Here is a 17235-nt window from a genome sequence, read left to right as displayed (position 1 = left end):
TTAAAGATGAGAACACAACACAAACTATCGTTGCATAGAGAGACACTTAAACATAGGAATAAAAAAAGAGCCAAGGTGACTGCGTCACCTGGCTCCTCGGTCCACCAACATCAAAAATTCATGAACCTGTTTTTATTGTTAATGAAAAACGGTTTGTTGCTTTGTGGCTCTAGAATTGCACTACACCTAAGAGTGTTGCAGCTATTAATGTAATGATACTTGCTGCCCACATAATTGGTAAGTTTGCTTTAATATGCTCACCAATGGTTGTACCAGCCAATGATACCCCAACGTAGTTGGCAGCAACTGTTGGACTGATGTAAGTACCATAAGTACCTGTAATTAAGAATGTAGCAGCAACTGTCGATGCTGAAATTCCAAACGGCTCTACAATTCCGATTACAATTGGAAGTAATGCGAAGTAGAAAGCATCTGTACCAAGAACCATCATTAATGGTACTGAGAATAATGCTAAGAACCAGTGAGTATGTGGTGCGATAAATTCTGGTAATGCGTTAATAATCGTTGTAGCCATTGCTTCAACCATTCCAGAACCTTCAATAACACCAATAAATATACCTACGGCGAATAATGTCATCGTCATAACGATAGCGTTATTACCATATTCTTGGATCTTCTTACCTTGTTCTTTCACTGATCTAAAGTTACCTAGGATTGCGAATGCGTAGGCAACCATGAAGATAAAGTGCATTGGTAAACCAGTATCAATGAATAATAAAGCTAACATAATTAATGTTACAACTAAGTTATAGATGTAAAGACCTTTGCTTGTTTTTGGTTCTGCGTCAGCAGTATCTGCTAAGTCAGCAATATTAATGTTTCCATCAACACCTGAACCTTCACGTTTACGACGTGAGTTAATCACAGCATTCACGATTGCTAATAAGAACATTACAATTACAGCTGGGAAGATGAATGAATAAAGTTCAGAAACCTCTACCCCTGCTACAGAAGCTGCACGAATTGTTGGTCCACCCCAAGGGATAATATTCATCGCTGACATTAGTCCAACAACTGTTCCTAAGAATACTACTGGACGAACGCCTAACTTATCCATAATTGGTTTAAATGCTGGAATTACGATTAAGTAAGTTGAAGCACCACTACCATCTAAGTGAGATGCAACAGCAACTAGTAAAATAGCGATAAAGATCGCAGTAATTTTGTTACCAACTTTACTAATTACAAAGTCCACTAACGGGTCGAATAATCCCTGTTCTGACATTAATGTAAAGAACGAGATCGAGAATAAGAACAGCACTGCTGTATTTAAGATAGATGCTAACCCATCGTTAACATATAAACTTATATCCGCAATACTTGCTCCAGAAACTACTACTGCGATCAGTGGTAAAATGATGAAAGCCATCGGTGGAGACATTTTCTCTCCGATTAAGACAAACATCAATATGATTATGAGTATAAAACCTATTATTGCTAAATTCATTTTTTCCTCCTATATATATATTATTTTGTGAAACTTCCCCCAAACACTCATTAAGAAACCGTTTACAGTTACATTCTAATATAGTAATCCTATTAAAACAATATGCGCACTGTCTTTTAACTGTTCTTTACATGTGTATTTCTTCACATAAAACCCAATAGACAATCACTTATCCTAAAAGGATATTTGCGATTGCTTCTTGTGATTCTTCAATTGAGTGTTTGCGAGAACGAGCACATTCTTTAGCTGGACGGTCGCAAATATAACATTGACGCTTTCCTACTCCAACCTCTTCACGCTTCAAACTGCTTAATTTTCCGTCTTCTAATTTAACAACATCTAAATCAAAGACACGGCCTTTTGAATGCGTTTCTTCAAGTGCCACCATTCTTTTTTTCAATTCAATACTATCAATATCCACAAAGAAATATGCTTCTGGCCCAGTTGGCAAGTTCAAATCTTCTGAAAACTGAACCGTCACATCGTCTAACTTTGCTTTTATTTCCGTCAGCATTTCTTCAAAGACACCCACTAGATAAAGAGATGTTTTAATATTACCTGGTATATTCAAAGTGACAGATAATAATGAACCCGGAGAATGTTGATTAATAATCTGGGTCTGTCTGAATGCACGTTTTTCACGCGCATCCAGCATCTCCATTAAACTCACTTCCGGGCCATTAAATACTTCATCCTTATACATTGCGAACAACGTCGATCATCGTACCATCACGGTATTGAATTAAAGCAACGTCTTTCTCTCCATATTCAATTGGTTGAGGTGTTCCTACTATTGCGTAAGCTTTCTCTTTTAATTCTTCAATTGTAAATTGTGGAATATCAACGTTCTTGAAATGTTCTACTAAATCTTGACGTTGTGGATTAATGGCAATACCAATTTCAGTAACAACTACGTCAACACTTGATCCTGGTGTAATGACTGTGTTAACTTGCTCAACAACAGTCGGTATTCTTCCTCGAACTAACGGTGAGATAACTAATGACATCTTACTTGCTGATGCTGTATCTGGGTGACCACCAATGGCTCCACGAATTACTCCGTCTGATCCAGTAACAACGTTAACATTGAATTCTGTATCGATTTCAAGTGCCGATAAAATACATACATCCAACTGGTTGATCGCAGCCCCTTTAAATAATGGGGAAGCGTAGAAAATCGCGTCAATTTCCGTATGCTCAGGATTACGTCCTAATGATTCTCCTGATGGTGCATCGAAGTCTTGAACATCAATTAATTTATCTACTAAACCTTCTTCATGTAGCTCCACCATTGCATTTGTAATACCACCTAAAGCAAAGCTAGCAGTGATATTTTCTTTAATCATATCTTCACGCAAGTAACGAGATACAGCTAATGATGCACCACCTGTACCTGTTTGGAATGAGAATTCATCTTTAAAGTATGGTGAGTTCGTAATCACTTGGTTAGCGTATTTTGCGATAACTAATTCTTTAGGGTTTTGCGTGAATCGAGTTGCCCCCTTAGCAATCCCTGAAGGATTTCCGATAGCATCAACTTCAACAACATAGTCAACATCTGTTTGAGGAATGCTAATTGGTGTATTTGGATAAGGCATTAATGAGTCTGTAATGGCTACAACGTTGTCTGCATATCTTGCATCCACTTTCGCGTAACCTAATGAGCCACAAATTGCTTTACCTTTAGTACCATTTATATTTCCATAGGCATCTGAACTTGGCGCACCTATGAAGGCAACATCAATTTTGATTTCGCCTGATGCAATTGCTTGTGCACGTCCACCATGAGAACGTAGTACAACTGGGTTTTTCATAATTCCGTCTGAAACTGCTGCTCCGACTTTATCACGTAAACCGCTTGATGTAATGTTTGTGACTACACCATTTTTAATGTGTTCGATTAATGGCTCATGAACGTTAGCAATTGAACTTGGTGCAATCGTTAAATCTTTAATTCCCATTGCTGCAATCTCATCCATGACCATGTTTAATACATAGTCACCTTCACGGAAGTGGTGGTGGAAAGAAATTGTCATACCGTCTTTAAGTCCTGTTTTTTCAATCGCTTCACGTAAGCTACCTACTAATTTGTCATCACCTAGTTTAATAGGATTGATTTTACGGATAGTCTCTTCATATTGTGTGCTGTATTTAGATTCTTCTCCATAAGCACCGTATTGATCAACAATATGTTGTGGAATATCGCGACCGACTGTATTCTTAACCATAATTATAGTTCCTCCTCTGTAATGATATTCGCTGCTTTAGCTAAAGCAATCACACGCTCAGCACGTTCAACGATTGGCTTATCAACCATTTTTCCGTTAACAGAGATAACCCCTGAACCTTTTTCTTCAGCTTCTTGAATTGCCCAAATAATTTCTTTTGCATTGTCAATTTCTTTTTGTGTTGGTGCGTATTCATCATGAACAATTGGAATTTGACGAGGGTTGATAATTGATTTTCCATCGAAACCTAATTGTTTAATACGTTGTACTTCATTTCTGAAGCCTTCTTCGTTATCTACGTCTGAATAAACAGTATCTAAAGCTGCAATACCTGCATCTCTCGCTGCATGTAGAATGAAGCTACGTGCGAAGAATAATTCTTCTCCAGTGGCACTTCTTTCAGTCTTCATGTTTGTCACGTAGTCTTCTGCTCCTAGAGCGATACCGATTAAGCGGTCTGACGCGTGAGCAATCTCACGTACATTTAAAATACCTGTAGCTGATTCGATCGCAGCCATAATATTTGTTGTACCCACTTCGATGCCGTTTTCTCTCTCAACTCGTTCGATAACAGCTTCGACGTCTTTGATTTCTTGTGCATTTTCAGTTTTTGGTAAACGAATCACGTTCACGCCACCTAATACTGATGCTTCGATATCCTGATCTCCACCAGCTTTTAAATCGTTAATACGAACAACCGTTTCAACGTTACTATAGTCGATATTTTTTAATGCATTATGTACTAACATACGTGCAGTATCTTTCTCGTTCAATGATACTGCATCTTCTAAATCAAACATTACTGCATCTGAGCCGTATAGAGGCGCATCTCTAAGCATTGCTGCGTTAGCACCAGGCACAAACATCATCGTTCTTCTTAAACGCTCCATGTTGCAATCTCCTTCCAGTTAAATGTAGTTTCATCAGCAGCGCGATAAACAGCTGCAATTGTTCTTGCTTGAACGGTACAATCTAATGCACCTTGGTCAACAGCAGTTACTTTTGCGTTTTCCACTCCAAGTTTTTCTAAAGTTTCTTTGATGACTTTACGGATTTGTGCTCCGAATTGTTTCTCTACACTACTTTCTAGTTCAATCACGATACCATTATCTGATTGGGCCACAGTGACCATAATGTCAGATGACTCTACCGTCCCTGCGACACCATTTTGTTTAATTTCCATCTTTTTCACCTCAAATTTATTTTTTGTTTTGAATATAGTCGTACGTTGTACTTGGAACTAAGTTTTTAATGCTTTCTGGATGACCTTCCGAAAGTGCTTGACGTACTTTCGTTGCACTAATCACTTCACCTTCTACTTCTAATCTTGGAATAATTTCTAATTCCAAATCATCTTGAAAAACTTCGCTCATACTTTCGTTATAAATCTCTGTTACGCGTGAATAGGGCTCTTTACCGACGAGGCGGTGTCTGATATTAAGAATCGGAGCCACTCTTTCTTTAAATAACGTAGCATCAACCGTTGCTTGAATTCGTGCGACACTTTCTTGAGCACGATCTCGCAAGAAGTACGATGGGAATGTTGCCGAAGAGACCATATAATCATTCGTTGGTAAGACAATGATATTTGTCATGTCAGCGGTTGCACGTTTTACCAACATCATCCGCTCCTCATCATTAAATTCAGAACGATCTTCAGACAGAACGAATACATACACGTAATCACTTCGTTTGGCTGTTTCTTCAATTAAGTGAAGGTGTCCTTTAGTAATCGGGTTGGCGTTCATAACGACTGCGCCATTGTTTCCTTCTTTTTTATGATTACTTAACATAGATAAGTAATCTTCAAAATTAGGATGACCAAATTCCATGAAGGTAACATTCGACGTCTCTACAATCTTATTAAAGCCTAGTGATTTAAAGTAAACACTATTCTTTGGACATGTATAGACGAAATAATGATTTGAGCCATTACTTCTTAGTTGATCCATTAGATGGACAACAATATCCGTCAGAAAGTTTTCTGATTGATAGTCTGAATGAACGGCTACACATTTAATAACGTTGCCAGCATATGAACCAGTAGCAACGAGATCATCACCTTTATAAATACCGACTGTATAATCGGTCTGTTCCTGAGTGCTTAAGTTGGAAGTTTCTAATAAATCTTCCCAATCTTTGCGTGCACTTTGGCTTCGATGAATCCATAAACGTTTCGTTGTATACACTATCATCTTCCTTTTTTATTGACTAAAAGTTCTATTGCCTGCCCCAAACCAATATTGTATGAAGAAAATCATTTATTTCTTCATTCCACTATTTATTATATATTAATTTTATTAATCGTGTTGTTTTTCCCCTGTATTTTATAATTCTAATCCTTATGCTGCCTAACATGTTAACGTTATCAGTCGATTAGAATGTTATTATGATGTAAATATTATGACAGAATCACCTATAGTATTGTTGGATTAAATTTACTTCTTCTATATAAAGCCGTTTTAATCAGCAATCTATTTAAGGTCTTTTAGAGTTATATTTAATCCTGTTTTTATTTTATGCAAAAATTTATACGCAAAAAAACACCATTAGAACAGTATTTTCCCAAAAAAGAATTTCATTCCAAGGTGTTTTCGCTTACAATAAAGATAAATATAACTTATGAGAAAGGTTGATATATATATGGTTGAAGTACGTATTAATGAAACCGTCTTGAGAGATGCGCATCAAAGTTTGATGGCAACGCGCATGTCGACAGAAGATATGCTTCCAATTATTGAGAAAATGGACTCGGCGGGATATTACGCACTTGAATGTTGGGGGGGTGCAACTTATGACTCAGCGATTCGTTTCTTAGATGAGAATCCATGGGAACGACTACGCGAAATTCGTAAACGTACGCCGAATACGAAATTGATGATGTTACTTAGAGGTCAAAACTTAATCGGCTACCGTCACTATGCTGATGATGTTGTTGATAAGTTTATTCAAAAGGCTGTTGAGAACGGCATTGATATCTTCCGAATCTTCGATGCGTTAAACGATTCACGTAATGTTCGCGCTTCACTTGAAGCAGTTAAGAAATACGGTGCACATGCACAATTAGCAATTGCATATACAACAAGTGATGTTCATACCGTTGAGTATTACACAAAACTAGCAAAAGAATACAACGATATGGGTGCTGACTCAATCTGTATTAAAGACATGGCTGGTATCTTAACTCCGGCTGTTACTCGTGAATTAATTCCAGCGATTAAAGCTGTGATTGATGTGCCATTAAACTTACACACGCACGCAACAAGTGGTGTGTCACAAATGACTTACTTAGCTGCTGTTGAGAATGGCGTTGATATTATTGATACAGCGATTTCTCCATTAGCTGAAGGAACAAGTCAACCACCTACTGAATCAATGGCATTAACATTAGAAGAATTAAATATTAATACACACTTAAACATTGATACTTTAGAAGAAATTGCGGACTACTTTAAAGGCATTCGTGATAAATATTTAGCAGACGGAACATTAGACAGTAAAATGATGTTCGCTGATCCTAAAGCTTTAATTTACCAAGTTCCTGGTGGTATGTTATCGAACTTAAACTCACAACTCCGCCAAGCAGGTGCTTTAGATAAATACGATGCTGTACTTAACGAAGTTCCTTCTGTTCGTGAGGACATGGGCTTCCCACCACTTGTAACACCCTTGAGTCAAATGGTTGGAACACAAGCGGTATTCAACGTCTTAGCTGGAGAACGCTACAAGATGGTGCCTAACGAAATTAAGGACTACTTAAAAGGCTTATATGGTAAATCTCCTGCACCAGTGGATGAGGAATTCCGTCGCTCAATTATCGGTGACGCAGAAGTCATCGAAACGCGTCCAGCAGATCGTTTAGATCCAGAGTTCGAAAAACTTAAAGCTGAATTAGGCGACCTAGGTAAAAATGATGAAGACGTATTAACTTATACTTTATTCCCACAAGTGGGTCAGCAATACCTAGAAAGAAAATATCAACCTAAACCAGTAGCTGGAGAAACAATTAAGATTCAAGCACGCTACGGTCAATAAAGAGTCGATGAACGAAGGAGGAATTTAATTAGATGGAATCAATCAGTATTATGGACGGTTTGATGTTAACTATCGTTTCCATGCTTACAGTATTTTCAGTACTACTAGTTCTTTGGGGACTAACAGAAATGATTGCAAAGTTTGTTAACGGAAGTGATAAAGCCGAACCTGCACCTGCAGCAGCTAAACCAGCACCTGCAGTAAACACAAACAACTTAGCACCAAACAAAAAGCATCAACAAGTTGCTGAATTAGTCGCTTTAGCATTAGCGTCTGAAGATGAGCCAAACAAAAAGTTAGAAATCCAAGAATCAAAACGAATTAAATAATCGGAGGATATAAATCATGAAAAAATACGAAATCGAAATTAATAATGAAGTATACCGCGTATCGGTAAAAGAATTACCTGCTGATGCAGATATGTCAACGGGTCAAACAGCTGCTCCTGCTACTCAAGAAACACAAAGTGCTCCAGCACCTGCTGCAGCATCAGGCGGAACAGAAATTAACGCACCAATGTCTGGAACTATCTTAAAAGTTGCTGTCACACCAGGTCAATCAGTTGCTCAAGGGGATACATTAATCGTCTTAGAAGCTATGAAGATGGAGAACGAAATTGTTGCTCCTGCTGATGGTGTTGTTGGTTCAATTAGTGTCAGTCAAGGTGACAGTGTACAATCTGATCAATTACTACTGACTATATAGGAGGTATTCGTTTACATGTTAGACACAATCAATGAACTTATACAAACTTCCGGGTTTTTAAGTATAACTATACAGGAAATTATCGTCATTATGTTGGCTTTGGTTTTAATCTTTTTAGCCGTTTCTAAAAACTATGAACCATATTTATTAATTCCAATTGGATTCGGTATGTTACTAGCTAACTTACCTCTGACGGGATTAATGGATCCTGCTACTGCAACAGAGAATGGTGGATTGCTTCATTACTTATATCAAGGGGTCGGGCTCGGAATATTCCCACCACTGATCTTCCTCTGTTTAGGAGCATCTACTGACTTTGGTCCGCTTATTGCGAATCCAAAAACATTATTATTAGGTGGAGCTGCTCAATTCGGTATCTTCGCTGCATTCTTCGGTGCATTAGCCTTAGGTATGACGCCAAGTGAATCTGCTGCGATTGGTATTATTGGGGGAGCAGATGGCCCAACAGCTATCTATATTTCTTCTCAATTAGCTGAGCATATCTTGCCAACAATTGCGATTGCTGCTTACTCATACATGGCGCTTGTTCCAATTATTCAACCGCCAATTATGCGTGCGTTAACAACTGAAAAAGAAAGAACAACTGTTATGACGCAAGCACGTCCAGTATCACAAAAGGAAAAAATCATTTTCCCAATCGTTGTTACTTTATTCGTGAGTTTACTAATTCCTTCAGCAGCATCATTAGTTGGGATGTTAATGTTAGGAAACTTAATTCGTGAAAGTAAAGTTGTACCGTTAATCACAACAACTTTAGAGAATTCAATGATGTATATCGTTACAATTCTTTTAGGTATTTCAGTAGGTGCTTCAGCAGATGCCGCTACATTACTATCATTTGATACAATCAAAATTATTTTCTTAGGTCTATTCGCCTTTGCTATTGGTACGACAAGTGGTGTCCTTATGGGTAAACTTATGTACAAACTAACAAATGGTAAAGTGAATCCCTTAATTGGTTCTGCAGGTGTTTCTGCTGTACCGATGGCTGCACGTGTTGCACAGTCTGAAGGGATTAAAGCAAACCCTAATAACTACTTATTAATGCACGCAATGGGACCAAACGTAGCTGGAGTTATCGGATCAGCTGTTGCAGCTGGTATCTTACTAAGCTTCTTTGGATAATCAATGTAACAAATGTGTTTATAACGAAGGTATACTTTTAACAAAGTGCACCTTCGTTTTTTTAGTATTTTGTATTTATGTATGTTGAATTGAAGCTATTACCATAGCTTATTGAATTTCAACTCAAATAAGTATACAATTCAAGTGCATTGTTTAATGACACATTTTGTCCTTTGAAAAGAGTAATATATAATTTAGGAGGTATACAATGGATTCTACAGCTGAAGCCGTTAAGGCAAATTTAGATATCAATTCCAATCAAACGTTAAAAGTTTCTGTCTATCATGCATTTAAGCGTACCATTATCTTAGGTGAAATTCCCGCAGGTGAGCGTATTAATGAATCCGTTTTCTCAGAAGAAATGAACATTAGTCGAACTCCTATTCGCTATGCGCTCGAACAACTCTTAAAAGAAGAACTGGTTGAGCATGTTCCGGGTATCGGGATGATTGTTAGAGGGATTAGTATTAAAGATGCATATGAAATTTATGATATTCGTAAAGCACTCGACACACTTGCCTTTACGAAAGCTATGCACCTGATGACCGAGGAGGATTTCGATGAACTTGAGCGCCATTTACAAAGCGGGGATAGCATTCAGACAAAAGAATCTGATGACCGAATTGATAACCTAATTAATAATTTCTCTGGGTTTAATGCTTATGTTTATGAAAAGTCACAGATGCGTCGTCTACTGAAAATTATTGATGAGCTGCAAGCCTATCTCGTTTACTTTAGAGAATTATCCATTCGTTCAGAAGTTCGCAGTAAAATTGCACTAGAAGAGCACTTCTTAATCTTAAGAGGGATGCGAAAGAAAGATGTTGAAACAATGACCATGCTTATTCATGAGCATCTCGATCATTCATTGAAGTTTATTATTGAAGATATGGAGAATCGTAATATTGGATAATGTACACTCAATCCATCATCGCATTCCCCGTCTCGCAACGAAAGCTTTGATGTATGAGGTTTCTTTATCACCTAAACCAGGTTTAGTGGATCGTTTCAATAATGGTTCGCATCGAGATATGAACTATTACACGTTTATTGATAGCGTAATGTCTTTTGAACCTTTCTTTAAGCAGTATTATGACTTAGGGAGAAGTTTGCATCAAACAGAAGATTTAAGTGAATTATTTAACGGCTCAAGACGTATTGGGATTAATGCGGAAATCGCTATGTTTGAAGCAACGCATGGTATTAATACTCATAAAGGTGCTAACTTTTCATTCGCCCTTTTACTTGTAGCTGTAGGTTATATTATTGAGCGTAAGCAGTTATCGACTTGGTCAGCTTCTCATACAACCGAAGCGTTTCAATTGATTCGTTTAATGACCAAAGATATCTTACTGAAAGATTTTGATGATGTGCATACAAGAGAAAAACTATCTCATGGCGAGAGATTGTATATTGAACATGGCATTACGGGGATTCGTGGCGAAGCAGTTAGTGGCTACCCTATCTTACAAGATGTGTTGATGCCCTATTTACGTAGTTTAGATGATCCAATACTAGAACATAATTTATTAAAAGCATTGCTACTCATCATGGGACACATTGAAGACGGCAATATTATTCACCGGGGTGGGTTCGAAGCTTGGGAAACCATTAAGATGGAAGCACTTACTTTATTTAATGATCCTAATGAGCCGAGCGAATTTCTAGAAGCGCTGCACGAATATGACCAAGTGATGATTGAACGACATCTGAGTCCTGGTGGAGCGGCGGATGCTTTAGCTTTAGGTATCTTCTTGTCTCTATTAGAACAAGCAGATTTTTAATACAGCGCCCTTCTTCCTTAGTGAGCTATATTTTCTAACAAAAATACAGTATAATGAAGATATAATTGGAAACAATTAAATAAAGGATAACAGAGTAAAAAATAAGCGTGAAGTGTTCTTAGATGGGATGTTGCTAAGAAACGAAACTTGGTTCACTGAACTAGGTGCGATTTATTTTTGCATTCGCTGCATATCACTGTGTGGCTCTCTGTGAAAGAGGAGAGTATTTATATGAACAAGAAGGTAGACGTCGAGCAGAACATTAGACCAAGGAAAGTTACAACGTCGCAGTTAACTTTAATGGCGGTTATGATCGCCGCAAGGATTGTCTTAAGTTTCATTCCGTCTTTAAATTTCGGTAACTTAGCTGAAATCGGCCTTGGCTTTGTCGGTACAGCTTTTAGTGGGATTTTATTTGGTCCCTTTTTCGCTTTGCTCGTTTCAACAGTGACAGACTTAATCACTTTTTTCATTAGTGGGAGTGGGTTCTTTTTCCCTGGCTTCACGTTAAGTGCCGCTTTAGGTGGATGGATTTACGGCTGGGTTCTATGGCGTAAGCCAATCAGTTGGAAACGTGTGTTTGTTGCGGTTTTACTCGTGACATTAATTATCAATTTAGGTTTGAATTCCGTGTGGATTCGCATGATGTATGGCCGAGCATGGGCTGCTTTCATGCCAATGAGAATTGTTAAAAATCTTATCTCATTACCAATTAACACGATTATATTAACGTTCCTATTCAAGTCACCAACCATCGAAAAACTCATTAGAAAATATCAATTTTAAAAACATTCAATAAAAACCCTCTGTCTAGCGTGCGAGCCCAGTGATTACTGGCACGTTGGACAGAGATTTTTTGTTTTTTTACATAAAAATCCTTTATAATATAGGGAACAAGTAATCAGGAAAGGTGATAGTATGGTTAAAAAAATTGCAATTATTGGTGGGGGTATTGTCGGTTCAACGGCGGCTTACTATTTAGCGCGGTCTGGTCACACAGTCACAGTCTTTGACCACGGAGTTGGCCAAGCTACGCGCGCTTCTGCAGGTATTATCTGCCCTTGGTTCTCTTTACGTCGGAATAAGCCTTGGTACTTTCTAGTATCTAAAGGGGCTGAGTTTTATCATCAGTTTATGCAAGATTTGAAAGATGATGGTTATAATACAGACGCTATCTATCAAATCGATGGTGCGATCATGATTCGAAATACAGATAAACGCGTTCAAAAAGACCTTGATCAAGCAGAAGCGAAACAAGAAGCTTCACCTTCAATTGGAGAAGTTAAGAAACTTTCAACAGAAGATATCTCGGATTATTTACCTTCAATTGAATCGGATCATCCAGCGACGTGGGTTGAAGGTGGGGGTCGCGTTCATGGTGATGCCCTTATTGATACACTTCACCAAGCAATTCAAGACTTAGGTGGGAAAATCATTCGTGAAAAAGCCCAACTTAAGAAAGAAAGTGGGGATATCTACATTTCTACCCCTTCGGTGGCTAAGCATAATTTTGACCGCTTACTTCTTTCTCCTGGTCCTGGTTTAACAAACATATTAGAACCTCTAGGATACAAGGTTGATATTCGCGCTCAAAAGGGTCAACTCTTTGTGCTTAAAAATACTGACTGGATTGACCAGCATTGGCCAGTGATCATGCCTCCAGGACAAAGTGATATCATCCCATTCAATAATGGTGAAATTATCATTGGTGCAACACACGAAGATGACCAAGGCGACAACTTAGATGTTGATGAAGCTGTGCTACATGAATTACGAGATGAAGCTAGAAAATGGATGCCAAGTGTTGATGACCATGACATCGTTGAATCTAAAGTAGGAACACGGGCGCATACGTCAGATTTCTCAGTGCTTGTTGGTGTAGTACCAGACTTAGACAATGTCTGGGCAGTCAGTGGCTTAGGATCATCTGGTCTAACAAGTGGGCCATTCTTAGGCTATCAGTGGGCAAAACTCGTTGAAACTGATGCTTGGGACATTGATAAAGAGGCTTTTCCGATTGAAAAATACATTCAAGCAAATGACGCTCAATAGTCAGCTCACCCTGCCAAGATAAGTAATTCTTATAATCACATGATTAGAGTTTTAATTGAAAACGTGGTATATTTGAATTAGCAATTTATTTTATTATTATCCTTGAGGAGGATGTTCTTATGTGGAAAGAGTTTAAAGGCTTTATTGCGAACGACAGCATTATCACTATGGCAACCGGTATTATTATGGGTTCTGCATTTACTGCAATTGTTAATTCATTAGTTAACGATATTTTCATGCCGATTATTGTGGCAGTCACAGGTCAAGCAGATGTATCCGGTGTTGCTATTTCAATTGGTAACACTGAATTAGCTGTTGGGTTATTCTTACAAGCTATTATTAACTTTATCTTAGTGGCTTTATTCTTATACTTAACACTTAAAGCGTTAGAGAAAGTACAAAATAAAAAAATCGTTGCTCCAGACGAAGAACCTGCTGGACCAACTGAAACTGAATTATTAGAAGAAATTTTAGGAGAATTACGTAAAAAATAATTCTTTAGACATTAAAACTCAGGCAACCTGTTAAATTAACAAGGTGCCTGAGTTTTTTGCTTTTATTCATTCTTCTGGTTGCGAAAATCCACTACACCAGATAAGGCTGCGAAGATCATAGCTGCAATCGGCCAAATGAACCAACTGCGTCCCCAATCCGCTGTGATAAAACTATAACCAAGGAAGATCGCTGTCACCAAAGGCCAATAGATACCGGCTAGACGTTCAACTACTTCACTTTCCTCATCCTCTGGCTGACGGTGATTAAGTAATGTATTCAAACTGCCCCAATAAATCCCTGTAGAAATCAACATATAGATAGCCATAGAAACCACCGTGAGGAAAATCCCTACAACATAACCAATATGGTCTTCTGCAAAACTAGGAAATAACAGGTTAATGATAATGATTGGAAGTACGCTCACTATGATTAAAGCAACGCCAAAGGATAATTGTCGCGTATGAATCGGACGATAATTGTCTATCTCTTTCTCAACAAATCCACGAACACCGAACTCCAACTCAAAAGCTTCTTCTAAAAACGCAAAGTTTTGCATACGCATACTCGCAAAGATCATCACACCGACACCTAAGGCTACAAGTAAGAACAGCGCACTAATTCCAATCGCTTCACTGACATTCTCTGGAATTATTCGAAGCATCGATGGTGTTGTTAAAGTCACAATCGGAATGACACTACTTATTAGTAGCACAACCCCTATACCAATTCGATGAGCAAAATCTGACTTCTCTTCTAAGTATTCTTTAGCTGTATTCAGTGACACAGACACATAATCTGCTTTTGGCAACTCGTGTTCAGCTGCTACTTCCTCTTCTGTTTCTAAACTTTCATCATCATCATTTAAGAGATAATCGGTTGTGACACCAAAAAGTTTTGAGAGTTTAAGGACTTTGTTTAAATCGGGTGTCGCTTGATTGCCTTCCCACTTTGAGACTGACTGACGACTGACATTCAACTTTTCAGCTAGATCCTCTTGCGTCATATTATATCTCTTTCGCAAGTGGATAATTTTGTCTGCTAATATCATGGATAACACTCCTTATGTTATGTATTCATCTCTCTTTTCCTACCTTTATTATCTCTCAGATAATGGTTGCAGACCATGTAGTGCACTGTATAATTGCGCAACTAGCGGTTGCAAATGGCTACATATTAGCATTTCTTTCCTATTAACAATATATACTTAATTCCTGAATAATTCATACCTCTAATTTCAGAGGCTGTTTTATCAATATTGTTATATTTTCTTTATCGTTTTCCATTTTCTATCCTAATTATTTATTTTTTTCGGTCTACTTAATTATTTTGAGACTTTTCACTTTTTGAACTCAAATTTTAGGCGCACTTCTCCCTGGGCCATTTGAACTTTTTAAAAATCAGGTTCTTTAAATGTACTGCCGAATCCTTTGGATTTTCCTGAATACGGCATAAAACTCTCGCTGATAAACATGAGAAATCGATAGTTTTAAATACATTTGTCTTGCAGTGCTGACTAGTTTTCCAGCCACTTTGAATAGACGGAAACGGATTGTGTCCACTTGGAGTCCTTTCGATTTTGGCTCAAAACACAAGGTGCGTAAGAAGTTAACCAGATTGTACGCCAACAGGCTAATCATCATGCGGGCCTCGTTTTCAATGAATCTAGGACTATCTGTTTTATCAAAGAAGAAGCTGTTCTTGGCTTCTTTAATGTAGTTTTCCATGGTACCGCGTTTATTGTAGGTTTCAAACACTCTTTTAGCTGAGATGTTTTCTGAGAAATTCGTGACAATAAAGGAATGCTTAAAAAGGAGTTCGCCTACTTCTCGAGTTGAACGAATACACACTCGACGCGGTTTGAACCATGAAGCTGCTTGGTAGGAAACCGAATGATAATAGACTTCTTTTTCATCCCAAGGATGATGGTTATCATAGAACACAAACTCTTCCGCTAAACGATATAAATTCCTATTGGCCTTTAGCCGAATGACATACTGATTTTCGTATAAGTCGCATAAATCATAAACATCCGGTGTCGCGAAACCACTGTCTCCACGAACGAGAATATCAGTGGTTGGAATCGTTTGGTTATAATGTTCCAATAACGGTTCAAGAAATTCTTTGACCCCGTTGGAAGTGTATTGATTTCCTGATCGAAGCTTGGCTTTTAAAAAGTCGCCAGTCAAGCCGTCAAATGCCACTAAAGGATGGTAGCCATTCGTTCCATAATGGGCGTTGTAAGCAGTTTGTTCTTGATGACCAAAGGTATCCGAATGGGTAGAATCTAAATCGATAATCATATTTGTATCGTTGCGAACCAGACGGGCTTTGTCAATTAACGCTTGATTGAATACTTGAAGCGTCTTAATTGTCTCACCTTCTACACGATCATAGAGTCGAGAGATTGAGGATTGAGAAGCCAGCGGCTCATCGGTTAAGAGCGTCTGTAATACCGGATCATGCTGTAGAATATTTGCAGCAGAGTCGGTGTTATAACCGGCTACAATTTGCAGCACTAACTGTTTTAAAAGCTTATGATTCGTATGCGTCCAATATTTTCAACTGTCGTTAAATCGAACAATCTTTTTAGAGAGCTGAGTAAATTGGAAAGCATCCATTAATTCATCGATTAAAATCAAACCAGAATCACTTGATAAACGACCACCATCATGAGAAACGATTAAGTTACTGTTGAATTTCACTGCATTTTCTTGTAAAGTAACCATTGAGAGAACCCCTTTCTATGGTTGTTTGTAGTGAATTAACCATATCAGAAAGTGGTTCTTTTTTCATCACCTAATGGGTGATGAAGTAAGTTGCTTTAAATACTATTAAATTAATGTTTAAAAACAATATTAGTAAAACTATGAATTATTCAGGCTAAATATTAGTTCATCTGTTATTATTTATGCTTTTAATTTTTTCTTGCATAACTTTTAGCCTAGCCAAGCCAGCTTCAATCATCTTAGATTTTTCTTCTAAGTAGTTTACTTTATTATCTAATAGTTGGATGATTTCTTGATAATCATCATGTGTCATTGAGTAGATTTCATCAATTGATTGATATTTTTCATCAATATCAACAAGCAACTTTATTTCAGAAAGCGTAAAGTCTAAACCTTTTAATTGTTTAATTTGTTCTATTCTTTCTAAATCATGATCTGCATATTCTCTGGAATAACTTTCCCTATTAGGTTTCACAAGTCCTAATTTTTCATAAAACCTAATTGTATCTTTTGATAAACCAGATAACTTAGTAATATCTTTTGTTTTCATTTTGATTACCTTTCTCTTGACATAGACCTTACTCCATCTTTTAAGA

At 37.7% G+C, this 17235-nt stretch carries 17 protein-coding genes, 1 pseudogene and 1 riboswitch; of the genes and pseudogenes, 9 read left to right on the top strand and 9 right to left on the bottom strand.

The window, feature by feature from the left end:
- Positions 1-169 precede the first annotated feature (169 nt).
- From ACEN4N_RS02020 to citC, 6 genes are all read right to left on the bottom strand, one after another.
- Positions 170-1468 carry an SLC13 family permease gene (locus ACEN4N_RS02020; RefSeq protein WP_407089788.1) on the bottom strand — a complete coding sequence of 433 codons (1299 nt, stop codon included), beginning with the start codon at positions 1466-1468 and terminating at the stop codon, positions 170-172.
- 169 nt (positions 1469-1637) lie between these two features.
- Complete coding sequence (gene citX, locus ACEN4N_RS02015) at positions 1638-2171, bottom strand: citrate lyase holo-[acyl-carrier protein] synthase (protein ID WP_407089787.1); 534 nt, start codon at positions 2169-2171, stop codon at positions 1638-1640.
- Entirely contained in the window at positions 2164-3696 is a 1533-nt protein-coding gene (gene citF, locus ACEN4N_RS02010; RefSeq protein ID WP_407093576.1) for a citrate lyase subunit alpha, read from the bottom strand. Before citF ends, citX begins: the two co-directional genes overlap by 8 nt.
- A gap of 2 nt (positions 3697-3698) precedes the next feature.
- Positions 3699-4586 (bottom strand): citrate (pro-3S)-lyase subunit beta, encoded by an 888-nt coding sequence (citE, locus tag ACEN4N_RS02005; protein WP_138403877.1) that lies wholly within the window; start codon positions 4584-4586, stop codon positions 3699-3701.
- Entirely contained in the window at positions 4574-4879 is a 306-nt protein-coding gene (citD, locus tag ACEN4N_RS02000) for a citrate lyase acyl carrier protein (RefSeq protein ID WP_218930095.1), read from the bottom strand. Before citD ends, citE begins: the two co-directional genes overlap by 13 nt.
- Before the next feature lie 16 nt (positions 4880-4895).
- Positions 4896-5891, bottom strand: a complete 996-nt coding sequence (citC, locus tag ACEN4N_RS01995) for a [citrate (pro-3S)-lyase] ligase (RefSeq protein ID WP_407089785.1) — start codon at positions 5889-5891, stop codon at positions 4896-4898.
- 448 nt (positions 5892-6339) lie between these two features.
- Between citC and ACEN4N_RS01990 the strand changes: the two genes are divergently transcribed.
- From ACEN4N_RS01990 to mscL, 9 genes are all read left to right on the top strand, one after another.
- Complete coding sequence (locus ACEN4N_RS01990) at positions 6340-7731, top strand: oxaloacetate decarboxylase subunit alpha (protein WP_407089784.1); 1392 nt, start codon at positions 6340-6342, stop codon at positions 7729-7731.
- Positions 7732-7763: 32 nt separating this feature from the next.
- Complete coding sequence (locus ACEN4N_RS01985) at positions 7764-8060, top strand: OadG family protein (RefSeq protein ID WP_138403881.1); 297 nt, start codon at positions 7764-7766, stop codon at positions 8058-8060.
- Positions 8061-8076: 16 nt separating this feature from the next.
- A complete protein-coding gene (locus tag ACEN4N_RS01980) occupies positions 8077-8436 on the top strand; it encodes a biotin/lipoyl-containing protein (RefSeq protein WP_138403882.1) in 360 nt (119 codons plus the stop codon).
- Positions 8437-8451: 15 nt separating this feature from the next.
- A complete protein-coding gene (locus ACEN4N_RS01975) occupies positions 8452-9582 on the top strand; it encodes a sodium ion-translocating decarboxylase subunit beta (RefSeq protein ID WP_407089782.1) in 1131 nt (376 codons plus the stop codon).
- Between the two features lie 208 nt (positions 9583-9790).
- Positions 9791-10495, top strand: coding sequence for a GntR family transcriptional regulator (locus ACEN4N_RS01970; protein WP_407093575.1), 705 nt, complete (start codon positions 9791-9793; stop codon positions 10493-10495).
- Positions 10488-11366, top strand: coding sequence for a triphosphoribosyl-dephospho-CoA synthase CitG (gene citG / locus ACEN4N_RS01965; protein WP_407089780.1), 879 nt, complete (start codon positions 10488-10490; stop codon positions 11364-11366). The genes ACEN4N_RS01970 and citG overlap by 8 nt, the downstream gene beginning before the upstream one ends.
- 88 nt (positions 11367-11454) lie before the next feature.
- Positions 11455-11557: riboswitch (THF riboswitch) on the top strand.
- 40 nt (positions 11558-11597) lie between these two features.
- Entirely contained in the window at positions 11598-12152 is a 555-nt protein-coding gene (locus ACEN4N_RS01960) for a folate family ECF transporter S component (RefSeq protein WP_407089779.1), read from the top strand.
- A 132-nt stretch (positions 12153-12284) separates the two neighbouring features.
- Positions 12285-13418: an NAD(P)/FAD-dependent oxidoreductase gene (locus ACEN4N_RS01955; protein WP_407089778.1), complete on the top strand. Its 1134-nt coding sequence runs from the start codon at positions 12285-12287 to the stop codon at positions 13416-13418.
- A gap of 119 nt (positions 13419-13537) precedes the next feature.
- Positions 13538-13912 carry a large conductance mechanosensitive channel protein MscL gene (gene mscL, locus ACEN4N_RS01950; RefSeq protein ID WP_407089777.1) on the top strand — a complete coding sequence of 125 codons (375 nt, stop codon included), beginning with the start codon at positions 13538-13540 and terminating at the stop codon, positions 13910-13912.
- A gap of 62 nt (positions 13913-13974) precedes the next feature.
- On the opposite strand, the gene ACEN4N_RS01945 is transcribed toward mscL, so the two are convergent.
- From ACEN4N_RS01945 to ACEN4N_RS01935, 3 genes and pseudogenes are all read right to left on the bottom strand, one after another.
- A complete protein-coding gene (locus tag ACEN4N_RS01945) occupies positions 13975-14961 on the bottom strand; it encodes a helix-turn-helix domain-containing protein (protein WP_407090957.1) in 987 nt (328 codons plus the stop codon).
- 358 nt (positions 14962-15319) lie between these two features.
- A pseudogene (locus tag ACEN4N_RS01940) lies at positions 15320-16639 on the bottom strand (IS1380 family transposase).
- A gap of 166 nt (positions 16640-16805) precedes the next feature.
- On the bottom strand, positions 16806-17189 hold the full coding sequence (locus tag ACEN4N_RS01935) for a MerR family transcriptional regulator (protein WP_407090317.1): 384 nt from the start codon (positions 17187-17189) through the stop codon (positions 16806-16808).
- Between the last annotated feature and the right edge of the window lie 46 nt (positions 17190-17235).

Origin of the sequence: Ruoffia sp. FAM 20857 (assembly GCF_045528645.1) — a bacterium.
Classification (GTDB): Bacteria; Bacillota; Bacilli; order Lactobacillales; family Aerococcaceae; genus Ruoffia; species Ruoffia halotolerans.
The sequence above is the reverse complement of the archived record's forward strand: the minus strand, read 5'-3'. Positions and strand labels throughout refer to the sequence as shown.

Excerpts from the sequence above, each read along its gene's own strand:
- ACEN4N_RS02020 (WP_407089788.1), bottom strand. The coding sequence starts at position 1,468 with ATGAATTTAGCAATAATAGGTTTTATACTCATAATCATATTGATGTTT.
- ACEN4N_RS01975 (WP_407089782.1), top strand. The coding sequence starts at position 8,452 with ATGTTAGACACAATCAATGAACTTATACAAACTTCCGGGTTTTTAAGT.
- ACEN4N_RS01985 (WP_138403881.1), top strand. The coding sequence starts at position 7,764 with ATGGAATCAATCAGTATTATGGACGGTTTGATGTTAACTATCGTTTCC.
- ACEN4N_RS01980 (WP_138403882.1), top strand. The coding sequence starts at position 8,077 with ATGAAAAAATACGAAATCGAAATTAATAATGAAGTATACCGCGTATCG.
- ACEN4N_RS01945 (WP_407090957.1), bottom strand. The coding sequence starts at position 14,961 with ATGATATTAGCAGACAAAATTATCCACTTGCGAAAGAGATATAATATG.
- citF (WP_407093576.1), bottom strand. The coding sequence starts at position 3,696 with ATGGTTAAGAATACAGTCGGTCGCGATATTCCACAACATATTGTTGAT.
- ACEN4N_RS01970 (WP_407093575.1), top strand. The coding sequence starts at position 9,791 with ATGGATTCTACAGCTGAAGCCGTTAAGGCAAATTTAGATATCAATTCC.
- ACEN4N_RS01955 (WP_407089778.1), top strand. The coding sequence starts at position 12,285 with ATGGTTAAAAAAATTGCAATTATTGGTGGGGGTATTGTCGGTTCAACG.
- mscL (WP_407089777.1), top strand. The coding sequence starts at position 13,538 with ATGTGGAAAGAGTTTAAAGGCTTTATTGCGAACGACAGCATTATCACT.
- citC (WP_407089785.1), bottom strand. The coding sequence starts at position 5,891 with ATGATAGTGTATACAACGAAACGTTTATGGATTCATCGAAGCCAAAGT.
- citX (WP_407089787.1), bottom strand. The coding sequence starts at position 2,171 with ATGTATAAGGATGAAGTATTTAATGGCCCGGAAGTGAGTTTAATGGAG.
- ACEN4N_RS01990 (WP_407089784.1), top strand. The coding sequence starts at position 6,340 with ATGGTTGAAGTACGTATTAATGAAACCGTCTTGAGAGATGCGCATCAA.
- ACEN4N_RS01935 (WP_407090317.1), bottom strand. The coding sequence starts at position 17,189 with ATGAAAACAAAAGATATTACTAAGTTATCTGGTTTATCAAAAGATACA.
- ACEN4N_RS01960 (WP_407089779.1), top strand. The coding sequence starts at position 11,598 with ATGAACAAGAAGGTAGACGTCGAGCAGAACATTAGACCAAGGAAAGTT.
- citE (WP_138403877.1), bottom strand. The coding sequence starts at position 4,586 with ATGGAGCGTTTAAGAAGAACGATGATGTTTGTGCCTGGTGCTAACGCA.
- citD (WP_218930095.1), bottom strand. The coding sequence starts at position 4,879 with ATGGAAATTAAACAAAATGGTGTCGCAGGGACGGTAGAGTCATCTGAC.